The organism is Streptomyces sp. NRRL F-5126 (assembly GCF_000721265.1).
GTDB lineage: Bacteria > Actinomycetota > Actinomycetes > Streptomycetales > Streptomycetaceae > Streptomyces.
Genome location: NZ_JOFZ01000008.1, coordinates 225,635 through 242,929, shown reverse-complemented (window position 1 = coordinate 242,929; position 17,295 = coordinate 225,635). Strand labels below are relative to the sequence as shown.

General features: G+C 74.1%; 14 protein-coding genes. 5 read left to right on the top strand and 9 right to left on the bottom strand.

The window, feature by feature from the left end:
* Positions 1-142 precede the first annotated feature (142 nt).
* From IH48_RS0119130 to IH48_RS0119120, 3 genes are all read left to right on the top strand, one after another.
* Positions 143-856, top strand: coding sequence for an ABC transporter ATP-binding protein (locus tag IH48_RS0119130; protein ID WP_030905647.1), 714 nt, complete (start codon positions 143-145; stop codon positions 854-856).
* On the top strand, positions 853-3,705 hold the full coding sequence (locus IH48_RS0119125) for an ABC transporter permease (RefSeq protein WP_030905644.1): 2,853 nt from the start codon (positions 853-855) through the stop codon (positions 3,703-3,705). The genes IH48_RS0119130 and IH48_RS0119125 overlap by 4 nt, the downstream gene beginning before the upstream one ends.
* A 144-nt stretch (positions 3,706-3,849) precedes the next feature.
* Positions 3,850-4,338: a bacterial proteasome activator family protein gene (locus IH48_RS0119120; RefSeq protein ID WP_037842524.1), complete on the top strand. Its 489-nt coding sequence runs from the start codon at positions 3,850-3,852 to the stop codon at positions 4,336-4,338.
* A gap of 87 nt (positions 4,339-4,425) precedes the next feature.
* Here IH48_RS0119120 and IH48_RS0119115 read toward each other — a convergent pair whose 3' ends face one another.
* A complete protein-coding gene (locus tag IH48_RS0119115) occupies positions 4,426-5,403 on the bottom strand; it encodes an NAD(P)H-quinone oxidoreductase (protein WP_030905639.1) in 978 nt (325 codons plus the stop codon).
* 117 nt (positions 5,404-5,520) lie between these two features.
* Here IH48_RS0119115 and IH48_RS0119110 point away from each other — a divergent pair, with 117 nt between their 5' ends.
* Positions 5,521-6,465, top strand: a complete 945-nt coding sequence (locus tag IH48_RS0119110) for a ribose-phosphate diphosphokinase (RefSeq protein WP_030905636.1) — start codon at positions 5,521-5,523, stop codon at positions 6,463-6,465.
* A gap of 193 nt (positions 6,466-6,658) precedes the next feature.
* Here the strand turns inward: IH48_RS0119110 and IH48_RS0119105 are convergent, their stop codons facing one another.
* The 6 genes from IH48_RS0119105 to pdhA form a co-directional block, all read right to left on the bottom strand.
* Positions 6,659-7,753, bottom strand: a complete 1,095-nt coding sequence (locus IH48_RS0119105) for a potassium channel family protein (RefSeq protein ID WP_037842522.1) — start codon at positions 7,751-7,753, stop codon at positions 6,659-6,661.
* Positions 7,750-9,099, bottom strand: coding sequence for a molybdopterin molybdotransferase MoeA (locus IH48_RS0119100; protein WP_030905631.1), 1,350 nt, complete (start codon positions 9,097-9,099; stop codon positions 7,750-7,752). The genes IH48_RS0119105 and IH48_RS0119100 overlap by 4 nt, the downstream gene beginning before the upstream one ends.
* Complete coding sequence (locus IH48_RS0119095) at positions 9,096-10,010, bottom strand: NTP transferase domain-containing protein (protein ID WP_030905629.1); 915 nt, start codon at positions 10,008-10,010, stop codon at positions 9,096-9,098. Before IH48_RS0119095 ends, IH48_RS0119100 begins: the two co-directional genes overlap by 4 nt.
* 81 nt (positions 10,011-10,091) lie before the next feature.
* Positions 10,092-11,474: a dihydrolipoamide acetyltransferase family protein gene (locus IH48_RS0119090; RefSeq protein WP_030905627.1), complete on the bottom strand. Its 1,383-nt coding sequence runs from the start codon at positions 11,472-11,474 to the stop codon at positions 10,092-10,094.
* Positions 11,474-12,499 (bottom strand): alpha-ketoacid dehydrogenase subunit beta, encoded by a 1,026-nt coding sequence (locus IH48_RS0119085; RefSeq protein ID WP_030905623.1) that lies wholly within the window; start codon positions 12,497-12,499, stop codon positions 11,474-11,476. The genes IH48_RS0119090 and IH48_RS0119085 overlap by 1 nt, the downstream gene beginning before the upstream one ends.
* Positions 12,496-13,689 (bottom strand): pyruvate dehydrogenase (acetyl-transferring) E1 component subunit alpha, encoded by a 1,194-nt coding sequence (gene pdhA / locus IH48_RS0119080; protein ID WP_030905622.1) that lies wholly within the window; start codon positions 13,687-13,689, stop codon positions 12,496-12,498. The genes IH48_RS0119085 and pdhA overlap by 4 nt, the downstream gene beginning before the upstream one ends.
* Before the next feature lie 199 nt (positions 13,690-13,888).
* On the opposite strand from pdhA, the gene IH48_RS0119075 reads away from it, so the two are divergent.
* Complete coding sequence (locus IH48_RS0119075; RefSeq protein ID WP_030905619.1) at positions 13,889-14,413, top strand: Lrp/AsnC family transcriptional regulator; 525 nt, start codon at positions 13,889-13,891, stop codon at positions 14,411-14,413.
* Between the two features lie 634 nt (positions 14,414-15,047).
* Here IH48_RS0119075 and IH48_RS0119070 read toward each other — a convergent pair.
* Positions 15,048-15,683, bottom strand: coding sequence for a TetR/AcrR family transcriptional regulator (locus IH48_RS0119070; protein WP_037842519.1), 636 nt, complete (start codon positions 15,681-15,683; stop codon positions 15,048-15,050).
* Positions 15,680-17,188: a 3-hydroxyacyl-CoA dehydrogenase gene (locus tag IH48_RS0119065; protein ID WP_030905614.1), complete on the bottom strand. Its 1,509-nt coding sequence runs from the start codon at positions 17,186-17,188 to the stop codon at positions 15,680-15,682. Before IH48_RS0119065 ends, IH48_RS0119070 begins: the two co-directional genes overlap by 4 nt.
* Positions 17,189-17,295: the final 107 nt, after the last annotated feature.

Genomic DNA, 17,295 nt, shown 5'->3' with positions numbered 1-17,295 from the left:
CCGCGCCGTCCCGCCACCGCGCCGCGCGGTCCTGCGGCCACCGTCCGCTCCAAGGAGACCTCTCGTGTCATTCGCAACCCCCCGCCCCGCGCCGGGGCCGCATCCGCGCCCCGGCGAGAACCCGGACACCGCCTCCCCCGTACTGCGCCTGGTGGGCCTCACCCGTGTGCACGGCACCGGGGCCACCGAGGTCAACGCCCTGCAAGGGGTCGACCTCGACGTGTTCCCCGGGGAACTCGTCGCCGTGATGGGGCCGTCGGGCTCCGGCAAGTCCACCCTGCTCAGCCTCGCCGGCGGCCTCGACATGCCGACCGCGGGCCAGGTCGTCGTCGAGGGCACGGACATCACCGCCGTCAGCCGCAAGACGCTCGCCGCGATGCGCCGGCGCGCCATCGGCTACGTCTTCCAGGACTACAACCTCGTGCCCGCCCTGACGGCCGTCGAGAACATCGCGCTCCCCCGCGAGCTGGACGGCGTCTCCGCGCGCAAGGCGCGCGTCGAGGCCAAGGCCGCGCTGGCCGAGATGCGGCTCGAACAGCTCGCCGACCGGTTCCCCGACGAGATGTCGGGTGGCCAGCAGCAGCGGGTGGCCATCGCCCGAGCGCTGGTCGGCGACCGCCGCCTCGTGCTCGCCGACGAGCCGACCGGCGCGCTGGACTCCGAGACGGGCGAGTCGGTGCTCGCGCTGCTGCGCAGCCGCTGCGACGGGGGCGCCGCGGGCATCCTCGTCACGCACGAGCCGCGGTTCGCGGCCTGGGCGGACCGTGTGGTCTTCCTGCGGGACGGCACCGTCGTCGACCAGACCGTCAGGTCGGGCGCCGAGTCGCTGCTGAGCAACCAGGCGGCCGACCGGTGAGGACCTGGTACCGCTCCTGGCGGGTGGCGCTGCGGATCGCCCGTCGCGACGCATGGCGCTTCAAGGGCCGCAGCTTTCTCGTCCTCGCGATGATCGCGCTGCCCATCCTCGGCGTGAGCGCCGCCGACCTGACGCTGCGCAGCTCGCAGCTGTCGCCCACCGAATCGCTGTCCCGGCAACTCGGCGCGGCCGACGCTCAGCTCACGGACCACGACATCGGCGGGGCCGCCGTGATGCAGGACCCCACCGACCCGTACTCGTACACGACGGTCAAGGACTACGGCGACAAGCCGTGGCCCACGGGCCCCGGCGACCTCGCCAAGGCGCTGCCGCCCGGCGCGCGCACCCTCACCGACTCCACGGCCAAGGCGCGGCTGCGCACCACGCACGGCCTGCTGGACACGGAGGTGCGTGAGCTGGCCGCGAAGGACCCGATGACGAAGGGCATCCTGCGCCGGGTCGGCGGACGCTTCCCCACCTCGGCGCACGAGGTCGCGGCGACCACGCACTTCCTCAAGGTCAGCGGCCTGAAGGTGGGTTCCGAGTTGAAGGTGCGCGACCTGGACAGGACGTACCGCATCGTCGGCTCGTACGAGCTGCCCAACGAGCTCGACACGGACCAGGTCAACGCCCTGCCGGGCGCGCTGCTCGGCCCGCTCGCGAAGGCACTGGCCGCCAAGGGCCTGCACGCCGACCCGCCGCAGACGACCTGGCTCGCCACGGCGCCCGGTGGTTTCACGTGGAACAGGGTGCGGGCTGCCAACGCACACGGCTTCACCCTCACTTCGCGCGCCGTGACGCTGCATCCGCCGGCCCGGGCGGACGTGCCGTACTTCCAGCACGACGGAAATGGCGGCTCCGGCGGCCGCTCGGCCACCACCTCGTCGATCCTGGCGACCGTCGTGGGCCTGGCCATGCTGGAGATCTGCCTGCTCGCCGGGCCAGCGTTCGCGGTGGGCGCCCGGCGCTCGCGCCGCCAGCTCGGCCTGGTCGGCGCCAACGGAGGCGACCGGCGCCACATCCGGGCGATCGTCGTCGGCGGCGGTGTCGTCATCGGCGTGGCCTCGGCCGTCGCCGGCACGGTGCTCGGGCTCGCGCTGACGTTCGCGCTGCGCCCGGTGCTCGAGGACGCCATCGGCAAGCGGTTCGGCGGGTTCGACGTGCGCCCGCTCGAACTGCTCGGCATCGCGCTGCTCGCGGTGGTCACGGGCGTGCTGGCCGCGATCATCCCCGCGATCACCGCGTCCCGGCAGACCGTGCTCGCCTCGCTCACGGGCCGCCGCGGCGTGCGCAGGGCCAACCGGGTGCTGCCCGTGCTCGGCCTCGTGGCCGTGGTGCTCGGCGGCGCGATCGCGGTCTACGGGTCCACCGTCTCCGACCGCTCGCTGATCGTCGTCGGCGGCAGCGCCCTCGCCGAACTGGGCTTCGTGGCGCTGACCCCCGCGCTCGTGGGTCTTTTCGGCCGCGGCGGCAGGTGGCTGCCGCTGTCGCCCCGCCTCGCGCTGCGGGACGCCGTACGCAACAGGGGCCGCACGGCACCCGCGGTCGCCGCGGTGCTCGCCGCCGTGGCCGGCACGGTCGCGGTCTCCACGTACGCGGCGAGCAGCGACGCACAGGACCGTGCCGAGTACCGGGCGACTCTGCCCTACGGAGCGGTCTCCGTGGCGATGGGCGACGACGGCGGCCGGGACGTGCCCGCGGCCCGCAGCGCGGTGCTGCGCTCGCTCCCCGTCGACCTGCGGGCGAACGTCGACCGGATCTCGGTCGGCAAGCCCGGCTGCGACGAGTACGGCGACGCGCCCGGCTGCGGACGCTCCGAGATCGCCGTGCCCAAGGCCAACCAGTGCCCGCTGTGGACGTACGAGGACACGTCCGCCCCTGAGCCGCAGTTCACCGCCGCGCAGCGCCGCAAGCTGGCCAAGGATCCGCGCTGCAAGGACGAGGCGGGCAGCGACACCATGAGCGGGGTGGTGGTCGGCGGCGCTGATCTGCTGAAGGTCATGGCGATCCACGACCCGGCCGCCGAGCGTGCGCTCGCCGCCGGCAAGGCCGTCTCGTTCGACGGGCGCAATGTCTCCACGCACGGCGGCAAGACCACGGTGTCCCTGCGGATCTACGCCGACAGCGCGAAGGAGACGGCGGCGCTCGACCAGGGGAAGACCCCGGAGAGCAGCATCGTCACGCTGCCCGCGACCGAGGTGCGTTCCGGCACCAAGGCCTACGGCCTCCAGCTGCTGATCCCGCCCTCCGCGGCCGAGCGGGCGCACCTGAGCACTGTTCCGTACGGCGCGTACTACACGACCAGCTCGCTGCCCACGAGCGCCCAGGAGCAGAAGCTGAACGCCGCCGTCGACAACCTCGGCGGCAACGTGGAACTCCACGTGGAGCGGGGTTACACCAGCAAGAACGACATCACGCTGCTGGCCCTCGGGATCTTCGCCGGCCTCGTCACCCTCGGCGCGGCCGGGATCGCGACCGGCCTCGCGCAGACCGACGCGGAGGCCGACCTGAAGACGCTGGCGGCGGTCGGCGCGCCCGGCCGGGTGCGCAGAACGCTCAGCGGGTTCCAGTGCGGGGTGGTGGCCGCGATGGGCGTGGTGCTCGGGTCGCTCGCCGGCGTCCTGCCGTCCATCGGCCTGCGGCTCACGGAGCGGCGCACGGCGCTGGCCGACTACCGGCACCACCTGGCGCAGGGGATGCTCGGCAACGAGACCCTGCCGCACGTCCCGATCGTCGTGCCGTGGGGGACGCTGGCCGGGCTGCTGATCGCCGTGCCGCTGGGCGCCGCGCTGCTGGCGGCGGCGGTCACCAGGTCGCAGCGGGTGCTGTCACGCAGGGCGGCCACCTGACGGCCGCCTGATGGCCGCCCGACCGCACGGCCCGGCGGTGCCTGACCCCGCCGCCGGGCCGTGCGAGACAATGGGCACATGGAGATGCCGAGCAACGAACGGTCGCAGGAGAGCCCCCACATTCTCGTGGTGGGACAGGACGGTATGGCTCTCGGTGGCGGCGGTGACGGTGACGCCGAGGACGCGCCGCGCGAGAGCCCGGTGACGGAGATGGTCGAGCAGCCCGCGAAGGTGATGCGCATCGGCAGCATGATCAAGCAGCTGCTCGAAGAGGTGCGCGCCGCTCCTCTCGACGAGGCCAGCAGGGTCAGGCTCAAGGAGATCCACGCCGGTTCGGTGAAGGAGCTCGAGGACGGGCTCGCACCCGAGCTCGTCGAGGAGCTGGAGCGGCTGTCGCTGCCCTTCACCGAGGACAAGGTCCCGTCGGAGGCGGAGCTGCGCATCGCGCAGGCGCAGCTCGTCGGCTGGCTTGAGGGCCTCTTCCACGGCATCCAGACCGCGCTGTTCGCCCAGCAGATGGCGGCCAGGGCGCAGCTGGAGCAGATGCGCAGGGCGCTGCCGCCCGGTGCGGTGCCGGAGGAGGAGCAGCAGAACCCGGGCAGCTCCGCCATCCGCTCGGGGCCGTACCTCTAGGGAGCGTCCGGCAACAGGGAGCGTCCCGCAAGCGTGCCCCGGCCGGTCCACCGACCGCCCGGGGCACGCGAGCAGCTGCGGCGGGGCTCAGGCCATCAGCAGGATCTTGCCGACGTGGCTGCCGGCGTCGAGCGCCCGGTGCGCCTCGGCCGCGTCGCGCATGGCGACTCGCTGGTCGATCACCGGCCGCAGATCGCCCGAGGCGACGAGCGGCCACACGTGCTCGCGCACGGCCGCGACGATGGCGGCCTTCTCCGCGGCGGGACGGGCGCGCAGCGACGTCGCGGTGATGGCGCCGCGCTTGGCGAGCAGCGCGCCGAGGTTCAGCTCGCCCTTCGTTCCGCCCTGCATGCCGATCACGGCGATCCTGCCGTTCACGGCGAGCGCGTCCACGTTCCGCGACAGGTACTTGGCGCCGATGATGTCGAGGATGACGTCCGCGCCCTTGCCGTCCGTCGCGGCCTTGATCTCCTCCACGAAGTCCTGCTCGCGGTAGTTGATGAGGATGTCGGCGCCGAGTTCCTTGCACCGGGTCAGCTTGTCCGCGCCGCCCGCGGTGACCGCGATCCGGGCGCCCGCCGACTTGGCCAGCTGGGTCGCCGCCGTGCCGATGCCGCTCGCGCCGCCGTGGATCAGCAGCGTCTCGCCCGGCCGCAGGTGCGCGATCATGAAGACGTTGGACCAGACCGTGCAGACCACTTCGGGCAGGCCCGCGGCGTCAGCCAGTTCGAGCCCGTCGGGCACCGGCAGCAGCTGCCCGGTCGGCACGGCCACCTTCTCCGCGTACCCGCCGCCGCCGAGCAGCGCGCACACCGCGTCGCCCACCGCCCAGCCGGAGACCCCCGGCCCGACGGCGGAGATGCGGCCCGCGCATTCGAGGCCCGGATAGGGGGACGCGCCGGGCGGGGGGTCGTAGAAGCCCTGCCGTTGCAGCACATCGGCACGGTTGACGGCGCTCGCCACGACGTCGACGAGCACTTCGCCCTCGGCGGGGACGGGGTCCGCCACCTCCGACCACACCAGGGCTTCGGGTCCACCGGGTTCCGGAATCGTGATCGCATGCATGGCCGCGAGGCTACTCCCGGGCGTCCGCTGTTCCCCGGCTGTCCGCGCCAGCGGCCGCCTCACACCCGTAGCATGGACGCACGCCCCCCATCCGTCGCGCGAGCGAGGAGCGGTTCGTTGCGAGACATCGCGGTATTCAGCGGCAGTGCGCACCCGGAGCTCGCGGCGGAGGTGTGCGCGCACCTGGAGGTGCCGCTCAACCCGACGCGTATCAGCCGGTTCGCCAATGACTGCCTTGAGGTGCAGCTCCAGGCGAACTGCCGGGAGCGTGACGTCTTCCTCGTCCAGCCGCTGGTCGTTCCCGTGCAGGAGCATCTGGTCGAGCTGCTGATGATGTGTGACGCGGCGCGCGGCGCGTCGGCCGCGCGCATCACGGTCGTCATGCCGCACTACTCGTACGCGCGCTCCGACAAGAAGGACGCGCCGCGCATCTCCCTGGGCGGGCGCCTCGTGGCCGACCTGCTGGTGGCGTCGGGCGCGAGCCGTGTGCTCGCGATGACGCTGCACTCGCCGCAGGTGCACGGGTTCTTCTCGGTGCCGGTCGACCACCTGCACGCCCTGCGCGAGCTGGCGCTCCACTTCCGCGGCTACGACCTGTCGCGGACCACGGTCGTCTCGCCCGACCTGGGCAACGCCAAGGAGGCGGCAGCCTTCGCGCGCATGCTGGGGGCGGAGGTGGCGGCCGGGGCCAAGCAGCGGTTCGCCGACGACCGGGTCTCCATCAGCTCCGTCATCGGCGACATCAGCGGTCGGGACGTGATCGTGCTGGACGACGAGATCGCCAAGGGCAGCACGGTGCTCGAACTCCTCGCCCGGCTGCGGGAACAGGGCGCGCGGTCGGTCCGTATCGCCTGCACGCACGGCCTGTTCGCGGCGGACGCGCTCAAGCGGCTCACCGAGCAGCCGGACGTCCTGGAGATCGTCTGCACCAACACGGTGCCGGTCCCGGTGGAACACCACACGGAGAAGCTGCGGATCCTGTCGATCGCCCCGGCCCTCGCGGAGGCGATGCGGCGCATCCACAACGGCGAGTCGGTCAGCGCCCTCTTCGACGCGCCCTGAGGACGCGCCCTGAGCTCCCGGCGCGGCCCGAGGCCGCCGTTGTGGTCCCCTCCTCGGGCCGGCGGCCGCGTGCCCTTGCCCTGGTGCCATGCGTACGTCGGTCATGGTCGCCCCGCGACCGCCCGAAGCGGCCCGGCTCTCCGCCCGGTCCCTGCGGCGCCTGCGGGCGGGGCCGGGCCGGGATCCGCCCGTCTTACGGGCGGATCGTCGCGCGGCCCGGTTCCTGCGGCGGCTCGCCCTCGGCGCGGACGATGGAGATCACCCGGTCCGTGGGCTGCAGCGGGCTCGCCGCCGGGTCGTCGTAGCCGAGCAGCCGGTGCCCGCGCACCACGCTGACCACCAGGTCGTCCGTCTCCCGCACGCCACGGCCCGCCTCGGCCTTCGTGATCGGCCGCTCGACCATGTCGAGGCCGCTGCCCTGCTGGATCAGGTCGTCCATCACCGAGCCCGCCCAGGGGCTGAGCACGGACATGCCCAGCATCCGGCCGGCCGCGCTGGCGCTGGTGATCACGGCGTCCGCGCCCGACTGGCGCAGCAGCGGCGCGTTCTCCTCCTCGCGCACGGCGGTGACGATCTTCGCGCGCTTGTTGAGCTGGCGCGCCGTCAGCGTCACCAGCACCGCCGTGTCGTCCCGCTGCGTCGCGATCACGACCTGCTTCGCCCGCTGGACCTCGGCCCGCAGCAGCACATCGCTGCGGGTCGCGTCGCCGATGACCCCGGTAAGCCCCTCCGCGTTGGCCGCCTCGATCACCCGCGGCGACGGGTCCACGACGACCAGCTGCTCCTTGCGCAGGCCGGTGGCGCACAGCGTCTGCGCCGCCGACCTGCCCTTGGTGCCGTATCCGATGATCAGGGTGTGATCGCGCAAGGCGGACCTCCAGCGGTTCTGCCGCCACTCTTCCCGGGTGCGCTCCGTGAGGACCTCAAGAGTCGTACCGACGAGGATGATCAGGAACATCACGCGCAATGGCGTCACGAGCAGGATGTTGGCCAGCCGGGCGCCGTCGCTGTACGGGACGATGTCCCCGTACCCCGTGGTGGAGAGCGTCACCGTCGCGTAGTAGACGGCGTCCAGGAAGTCCACGGAGCCGTTCGCGTTGTCGTGGTAACCGCCGCGGTCCATCCAGACGATCAGCACCGTCAGGAACAGCACGGCGAGCGCCATCGCGAGCCGCCGCAGCACCTGGCGCAGCGGGCGCTGGATGCGGCGCTGCGGCAGCTTGACGCGGGCCGCGACCAGGTGTTCGTCCGCGCCCCTGGCTATGGCGTCGTGGCCGGGAAGTTTCACGTGAAACACCCGCTTTCGACGGGCGCGGTCCACGGAAGATCGAGGACTTCCAGCAGTGTCCCGGGGTCGGCGCCGCCCGGCGGTACGACGGCGAGGCCGTCGGCGATCGCGATCCCGCGGAGCATGGCCGGGCCGTTGAAGTGCACGGGCTCCAGCCTCTCAGCACGGTGCAGGAAGGGCACAAGGCGGGTGTCTCTCGGATGCCCGCGCAGCTCCGCCCCTATCGGCGCGTGGTACGGGGTGGGCGCCCTGCGGCCCGCCAGCTCGCGCAGCAGCGGCTCGGCGAGTGTGAGCAGGCCGGAGACGGCCGCGAGCGGGTTGCCCGGCAGGCCGACCAGGTGCCTTCCGCCGTCGAGCGCCGCCAGCAGCATCGGGTGGCCTGGCCGTACGGCGACGCCGTCCACCAGCAGCCGCGCGCCGGCCTTGAGGAGCACGGGGTGCACGTGGTCGACAGGTCCGGCCGCCGTGCCGCCCGTGGTGACCACCAGATCGGCGCGTGACCCGGTGATCGCCCGGTACAGGGCGTTCGCGTCGTCGCGTACGGCGCGCGTGGACAGCACCTCGGCGCCGAGGGAGCGCAGCCACGGCGCGATCATCGGGCCCAGCGCGTCCCTGATCAGCCCGTCGTGCGGCAGTCCCTCGGTCAGCAGCTCGTCGCCCACCACCAGCACCTCGGCGCTCGGCCGCCGGACCGTGAGCAGCGTGTCGTACCCGGCCGCGGCCGCGAGCCCCAGCACGGCGGGGGTGACGAGCGTGGCGGCGGGCAGCAGCAGGTCGCCCGAGCGGCACTCCTGGCCGCGCGGCCTGATGTCCTGGCCCTGCACGAAACGGCGTTGGGCGTGCAGCCGGCCCGCCTCGTCCGCGTGCGCGTGCTCGCTGCGGATGACGGCGGTCGTCCCGGGCGGGACGCGGGCGCCGGTCGCGATGCGGACCGCCGTGCCGTCCGGCAGCGGGCCCGCACAGGCGTGCCCGGCCAGCACGGATTCGGCGGTGACGAGCTCCCAAGGGCCAGGCCCCGCCACGGCCCAGCCGTCCATGGCCGAGGTGTCGAAGGACGGCAGGTCGGTGAGGGCCGTGAGCGGCTCGGCGAGCGCCTCGCCGAGCGCGCGGTCGGCGGCGACCCGGTGGACCCGTGCCCCCTGCGGCCGGCGCCCCGCGCGTGCGGCGCGTGCGCGCGCCCGCGTCCACTCCACGGAGCGGTGCGGGCCCGTGTGACCGGTCCCGTCGTCCGCGGCGGACCTGCTGCCGACGAGGGCCAGCGCGTCCTCGACGCCGTCGACCTCGGCGTCCCCGGCTGCCGCGTCCTTTGCCTGTTGGCCTCCGGCCTCGCCGCCTCGTGCCGTCATCCGGCGTCGTTTCCGGTGCCGCCGCTCTTGCCCTCTGTCTCCGCTTCCCAGCGGCGGGCCAGCGCCGAGGCCTTGCGTACGGCCTCGGCGACCGCCTCGGCGCCTGCGCCCCCCGCGCTCGCCGCCGCGTACCCGGCCAGGAACGTCGTCAGCGGGGCCGCGGGGCGTGCGACGCCGTGCGCCGCGTCGCTCGCCAGGTTCAGCACCAGATCGGTGTCGACGTCCAGCTCGATGCCGAGCTCGTCCTTGACTGCGGTGATCCATTCGTCCAGCACGGTCCCATGCTCCCTGATGCGTTGGCGGGCGGTGGCGATGTCGTCCCAGGTGTCGCAGTCGAAAGCGGCGAGTGCGCCGGCACCTGCTGCCGCTGCTGCGTCCGCTGTCACCCGGACGAGATCCAGTTCCTGCGACAGCAGCCGCAGCGGGAGCCCCGCGAGCCCGCCGTACTCGGCGGCCAGCAGGGCGATCCCGCGGCGCAGCGGCTCCGTGCGGTAGGCGGCGACGAGGGGCTGGTCGCGGCCTTCGGCGTCGACGAGGAGCGCGGCCTCGCCCTGCCCCGCGGCGAGGGCGTCGAGCAGCGCGTCCACCGTCGCGTGGTCAAGGAAGGGCAGATCGGCGGAGAGTACGAGGACCGTCCCCGCCGTCGCGCACCGCAGGCCGGCGCCGAGCGCGGCGACGGGGCCGCCGCCCGGCGGCTCCTCGCGCGCCCACCGCACGGGCCGCACGGTGGGGCGCCTGCCGCCCACGACGACGGTGGCGGCCGCGCCCTCGCAGGCCCGCAGGACCCGGTCGAGCAGCGAGCGGGCGCCGACGCGCACGGCGGGCTTGTCGGCGCCGCCGAGGCGCCTCGCCGCCCCTCCGGCCAGCACCACGGCGTCGTACGCGGGAACCGCGTGCGGCTCAGCTGTCATGGCTGAAGTATCGTCCGCGATCGCGCCTCTGAAGCACGCGAGGGCGCGGGATCTTCCGCCGGCGGCCTCCTCCCGGAGCCGTCAGAGCGTGCGCAACAGGACCGCGGGCTGCTCCACGCAGTCGGCCACGTACCGCAGGAAGCCGCCCGCCGTGCCGCCGTCGCAGACCCGGTGGTCGAACGTCAGCGACAGCTGGACGACCTGACGCACGGCCAGCTCGCCGTCGTGCACCCACGGCTTGGCCATGATCCGGCCGACGCCCAGCATGGCGGCCTCGGGGTGGTTGATGATCGGCGTGGAGCCGTCGACGCCGAACACGCCGTAGTTGTTGAGCGTGAACGTGCCGCCGGTCATGTCGGCGGGCGTCAGCGCGCCCGTCCTCGCCGCTTCGGTGAGGCGCGCGAACTCCTCCGTCAGCGACTCGGCGGAGCGGGTGTGTGCGTCCCGTACGACGGGCACGACGAGCCCGCGCTCGGTCTGCGCCGCGAATCCGAGGTGCACGGCCGGGAGCCGCACGACCTCCCGGGCGGCGGTGTCCACCGTCGAGTTGAGCTCGGGGAACCGGCCGAGCGCCGCCGTGCAGATGCGGGCGAGCAGCGCGAGCACGGAGATCTTCCTGGCTCCGGCCGCTCCCGCCGCGCCCGCGGCCCCCGCCGCTCCGGCTGCGGCCGGGTGCATTCCGGAGTTCATGGCGGCCCGCGTGGCCATCAGTTCCGTGGCGTCCGCGTCGACCCAGCACGTCGCCTCGGGTATCTCGCGGCGGCTGCGCGACATCTTGTCGGCGACGGCGCCCCGCACGCCCTTGAGCGGCACCCGGACGGCACCGGATTGCGTCGCTCCCGACGGCTCCGAGGGTGGCAGTGTCGTGGCCGGGGGAGCGGTGGCGAGCCGGATGGCCCGTTCCACGTCGGCGCGCAGGATCAGCCCCTCGCGCCCGGAGCCCGTGAGCCGGCGCAGATCGAGGCCGTGCTCGCGCGCGAGACGGCGCACCAGGGGCGACACGACCGGCACGGGCCCCTCGCGCACCTCGCTCTCCGTCGCCACACCGCCGGCGCTCCCGGAGTCCGCGGGTGCCTCCACGAGCTGCCCGGGCCTGACCCTGCGGCGCCGCGCGGCCGGCGCCGCCGTGCCGTATCCGACGAGGACATTGCCCGACGTGTCGCCTCCGCCGGCCTCGGCCTCGGCCTCGGCCTCGGCGGACCCTGCCGCATCCGGAGACTCGCCGACGGCCACCGTCATCAGCGGCGCGCCGACCGGCAGTTCGCTGCCCTCCTCTCCGAAGCGGGCCGTCACCACGCCCCCGTAGGGGCACGGCACCTCGACGCGCGCCTTCGCCGTCTCCACCTCGACCACCGGCTGGTCGATGGCGACCACGTCGCCCACCGAGACGAGCCAGCCGACGATCTCCGCCTCGGTCAGCCCCTCGCCGAGGTCGGGCAGCTTGAACTCCAGCACCTGAGCCATCAGCTCTCCGCCTCCCACTGGAGCCGCGCGACCGCGTCGAGCACCCGGTCGACCCCGGGAAGATGGTGCCCCTCCAGCATCGGCGGCGGATACGGAACGTCGAACCCGGCCACCCGCAGCACCGGCGCCTCCAGGTGGTGGAAGCACCGCTCGCTCACGCGCGCGGCGATCTCCCCGCCGGGGCCGCCGAACCCGACCGACTCGTGCACCACGACCGCGCGGCCCGTGCGCCGCACCGACCTGACCACCGTCTCGTCGTCGAAGGGCACCAGCGACCTGAGGTCGACCACTTCGAGGTCCCAGCCCTCGGCGCGCGCGGCCTCAGCCGCTTCGAGGCAGACCGGCAGGCTCGGCCCGTACGTGATGAGCGTGGCGCTCGTGCCGCTGCGGCGCACCACGGCCTTGCCGATGGGCTCGACGGCGGCCGGCGCCTGCGGCGACCACGCCGCCTTCGACCAGTACAGCCGTTTCGGTTCGAGGAAGATCACCGGGTCGTCGGAGGCGATCGCCGCACGCAGCAGGCCGTACGCGTCCTCCACCGTCGCCGGCGTGACGACGTGCAGCCCGGGCGTGGCCATGTAGTAGGCCTCCGACGAGTCGCTGTGGTGCTCGACCCCGCCGATCCCGCCTCCGTAGGGGATGCGCACCGTCAGCGGCAGCGGCAGCGCGCCGCCCGTGCGGTTGCGCATCTTCGCCACATGGCTCGCCAGCTGCTCGAACGACGGGTACGCGAACGCGTCGAACTGCATCTCCACCACCGGACGCAGCCCGTACATGGCCATGCCGACGGCCGTGCCGAGGATGCCGGCCTCCGCCAGCGGGGTGTCCGTGCAGCGGTCGTCGCCGAACTCCTTCGCCAGGCCGTCCGTGATCCGGAATACGCCGCCCAGGGTGCCGACGTCCTCACCGAGCACGTGCACAGCCGGGTCGTCCGCCATGGCGTCGCGCAGGGCGCGCTGGATCGCCTGCGCCATGGTGGCGGGCTTCGCGCCCCCCGCCGTGCGCTGCGCCGCGACCGTGGTCATCGTCCGCCCTCCCGGCCTTCCGCGCCGGCCGCCGCGTCGAGTTCGGCGCGCAGCTGCGCCGCCTGCTCGCGCAGCTGGGGCGTCGGCTCCGCGTACACGTGCCCGAACAGCTCCATGGGGTCGGTGGCCGGGTCCGCGTTCAGCCGCTCGCGCAGCCGCGCCGCCATCTCCTCGGCGCCGCTCGCGACGCGCTCGGCCTCCGCGTCGTCGAGCAGGCCGCGGCCGCGCAGCTCGGCCTCCAGGATCCGCACGGGGTCGTAGGCGCGCCAGGCGGCTACCTCGTCGTCCTCGCGGTAGCGCGTCGCGTCGTCGGCGTTCGTGTGCGCGTCGATCCGGTACGTCACGGCCTCGACGAGCGTGGGGCCGCCGCCCGTGCGCGCGCGGTCCACCGCTTCGGCGAGCACCGCGTGGACGGCCGCGACGTCGTTGCCGTCGACGAGCCTGCCCGGCATGCCGTAGCCGACGGCCTTGTGCGCGAGCGTCGGGGCCGCGCTCTGCTTGGCCAGCGGGACGGAGATGGCGAAGCCGTTGTTCTGCACGAGGAAGACGACGGGCGCCTGCCAGACGGCGGCGAAGTTCATGGCCTCGTGGAAGTCGCCCTCGCTCGTGCCGCCGTCGCCGACCAGGGCGAGCGCGACGACGTCGTCGCCCTTGAGGCGGGCCGCGTGGGCGAGGCCGACGGCGTGCGGCAGCTGGGTCGCGAGCGGCGTGGAAAGCGGCGCGACGCGGTAGCGGTGCGGGTCGTAGCCCGTGTGCCAGTCGCCGCGCAGCAGCGTCAGCGCCTCCACGGGGTCGACACCGCGCGAGACGACCGCGAGCGTGTCGCGGTAGCTGGGGAAGAGCCAGTCGCGCTCGGCGAGCACGGCGGCGGCCGCGACCTCGCACGCCTCCTGGCCCGCGCTCGACGGATACACCGCGAGCCTGCCCTGGCGCGTCAGCGCCGTCGCCTGCGTGTTGAACCTGCGGCCGCGCACCAGCTCGCCGTAGAGCCGCAGCAGCAGCGCGGGGTCGGCGTCGGCTGCGGCGCGCGTGCCGAGCACGCGGAACGGACGCGCGTCGGGGAGCAGCGGCGCGGGGTCCGTGCGGACGCGCCAGGCGGGCGCCGCGGGGCGCTGCCCACTCCTGGTGGCACCCCGTGAGCCCGTGGTCTTCGCGGCCGGCTCCCGGACCGGCGTACTGCTCTTCTTCACGCGTGCCCCTCCTCGTGCGGCTCGTGGCGGCGGAGTCGGAGAGCGGCCGGTATGTGGCGACTCTCACCTACCGATTGTTCGGTCGTCGGTCCACTTTGGCTACATGTGGCGCCATCCTGTGGACAAACGGTTCGGCAGGCTCTGTGATGGATGCAGGTCGTCCACCTGGCTGAGGCGGGAAGGCATGGGGACTGAACAAATGGCCGACGAGACCGCCCACGGGCCCGGGTACGTGCCCGTCCCCGGGCCCGGGCAAGGGGACGCCGCTATCCGCCCGCTCGACACCATCGACCGGGCGATCCTGCACATCCTCCAGGCGGACGGGCGGGCGTCCATACGGTCCGTCGCCGAACGGGTGCACGTCTCGCGCGCGAACGCGTACGCGCGCATCAACCGGCTGGTCGAGGACGGCGTGATCAGGGGTTTCTCGGCCCGCATCGACCACGAGCGCGCCGGCCAGGGCGCCACGGCGTACATCACGCTGAAGATCGTGCAGAACTCCTGGCGTACCGTGCGGGGCCAGCTTGAGGCGCTGCCGGGGGCCGCGCACATCGCGCTCCTCGGCGCCGACTTCGACGTCCTGCTGCTGGTGCACAGCCCGGACAACAGGACGCTGCGCGAGCTGGTTCTCACGCGCCTGCAGGCCATCCCCGAGGTGCTGTCGACGCGGACGCTGCTGGTATTCGAGGAAACGGACCTCAACCCGCAGCCCCCGCCCGAGTGACCCCTGCGGGGCGTGCCCCGCACGGCGCTCGCCCCCAGGCACCGGAGCCCGGCCCCGGACCGTGCCGCTGCCGCGCTGCGCCTGGCACCCGCCTCCCGGCGTACGTACGCGGCCATCCCCACGCCTCGTGCAGTGGAGGGGCCCTGGCCTCGGGGCCCGGCCCCACGGCCCGTGGCGATCCGGAAGCGGGCGGTCCGCCGGCGGGACGAGCCCGGGCCTGGCGACCGCCCCGGCGGCGCCTGCCGGCCGCCGCCCTGCGTACACGCCCACCATGCGGCGGGCCCTGACGCCGTCTGCGCCGGGGCCTGGGGCCGGAACCCGGCGGCCAGGGGTGGGCCCCGGTCCGCGACCCGGGCCTCGGGAACCACGCGACCGCCCACGCCGCACCGGGCGGGCGCCGCAGGAACGGCGCCCGTTCGCGGGGCGGGTCCCCCCGCTTCTGCCGCTCCCCGAGGGACGGCGCGTCCGGCTGCCACGCCGTCCCATGCGGGAGTCGCGTGCCGGCGCCGAGCCGCCTTCGCATGCCGCTTCTCCTGAAGTGGGCACGGCGCCTGTCCCGGAGCGCATCCTGCCGCACGGGAGCGCCCCGGGCGCATGGGCTGTTCGGGGCGTGCCCGGCCTTCGCGCCCTTGGGCTACAGGGGCAGCCCGCGCGGGGCGCTGTCCGAGCCCGCGTGCGGGCCCGGCGCTCGGAGGCCGTCGAACGCGAGCCGCACCACCGCGTCCGCGACCTGCTTCGGGTCGTAGCCGCCCGGCGCGTCCGGGCGGTACCACTCCACCAGCGAGTTGACCATCCCGAACACCAGGCGCGTGGCGAGCCGGGCCTCGACGTCGGTCCGCAGGTCGCCCTCGGACGCGGCGGCCCCGAGCAGCTCGGCGACGCGCTGGTCGAACTCGCGGCGCCGCTCCATGGCCCAGCGCTCCGTGCGGGTGTTGCCCCTGACGCGCAGCAGCAGCGTCACGTACGGCAGCTCCGCCGTCAGCACCTCCACCATGCGCCGGGTGACGTACTCGACGCGCGCGAGCGCCTTGCCGCGCGTCGCGCCGTCCTCGTCGAGGATGGCGAAGAGGCCGTCGAGCGCACGGCTCACGGCGCGTCGCAGCAGCTCCTCCTTGCCCGCGACGTGGTGGTAGATCGACGACTTGGAGATGCCGGCCGCCTTGGAGAGGTGCTCCATCGACGTGCCGTCGTAGCCGCGTTCGTTGAAGACCGCGACGGCGACGGACAGCAGCGTCTCCGGCGTGTACGTGTCGCGCCGTGGCGTGGTCACGAGCCGTCCTCCGTGTCGCCGGCGCGCACGCGCAGGGCGCGGCTCGGCGCGTACCGGCCGCCCGGGTGCTCCTCGTGCAGCTCACGCAGCACGCCGAGCGCCCATCCCGCGCCCACGCGCGTGCACCACTCGCCCGGGCCCGCCGGGTAGTTGACGCCGAGCCGCATCGCGGTGTCGATGTCCTGAAGGGAGGCGACGCCGCGCGCCTCCGCGTCGAGCGCGAGGTCGATGAGCATGGCGACTGTCCTCGCCACGACCATGCCGGGCACGTCGGCGATGACGCTGACCTCTTTACCGAGGAGCTGGAAAAGGCCGACGGCCGCGCGCAGGCCGCTCTCGCCGTTGCCGCCGGCGGGCGCCAGGGCGACACGGGTGCACGAGCCGTAGTCGAGGGCGAGGTCGAAGCGGACGGCGCCCGCGGCGCTGCCGTCGCGGGGGCCGGTACCGGCGAGGAAAAGTCGCGCGCCTCCCGGCACCTCGATCTCCCCAACGCCGTCCCCGCGGCCGGCGTGCACCTCGACGCCGGCCTCGCGCAGCATGCCTGCGAGGGCGGCAGCGGGCCCGAGGTCGCCGTGCACGACGACCTCGCGGGGCGCCTCGCACGGCGCCCGGGTACCCGGCTCGGGCGCCGCCGCGCCGTCCCCGTACGGGAACCAGCCGTGCCCCGACTTGCGGCCGAGGCGGCCCGCCTGGACGAGCCTGTGCTGAGCGAGGGACGGCGTGAACTTCGGGTCGTGGAAGAACGCGTCCCAGACGGAGCGGGTGACCGCCTCGTTGACGTCCTGCCCGATCAGGTCGGTGAGCTCGAACGGGCCCATGCGGAAGCCGCCCGAGCCGCGCAGGACCGCGTCGATCGTCGCCGCGCCCGCGGCGCGCTCCTCGTGGAGGCGGAAGGCCTCCGCGTAGAAGGGGCGGGCGATGCGGTTGACGATGAAGCCGGGGGTGTCCGAGCAGCGCACCGGGGTTTTTCCCCACGCACGCGCGGTGTCGTACGCCAGGTCGGCCGCTGCCGGGTCCGTCGCGTACCCACTGACGACCTCGACAAGCGGCAGCAGCGGTGCGGGGTTGAAGAAGTGCAGCCCGACGAAGCGGCCGGGCATCCGCAGCGCGCCCGCGATCTCGGTGACGGCGAGGGACGAGGTGTTGGTGGCGAGCAGGCAGTCGTCAGCGACGACCTTCTCAAGATCGGCGAACAGCTGCCGCTTGACCGCCGCGTCCTCCAGTACGGCCTCCACGACGAGCGCGCTGCCCGCGAGGCCCGCGAGGTCGTCGACCGCCGTGAGGCGCTCCACCGCGGCGTCGCGCTCGGCGCGTTCGAGCCGGCCCTTCTCGACCATCCTGTCGAGCCGGGCGGTGACCGCCGAGACGGCCTCCCCCGAGCGGCCGGGGGCCGCGTCGTAGAGGCGGACGGGGTGGCCCGCGACCAGGGCGACCTGGGCTATGCCCTGTCCCATGGTGCCGGTGCCGACCACCGAGACGGGACGGCGATGCGCGACTGCTGCCATGGACACGATCCTCCCAGGGGTTGTCCACAGATCTGCCAGGACCCTCTTGAACCGACCGATCGTTCGGTTACTCTAACCCTGTCCGTGCACGTGTGTCCCGGGCTTCG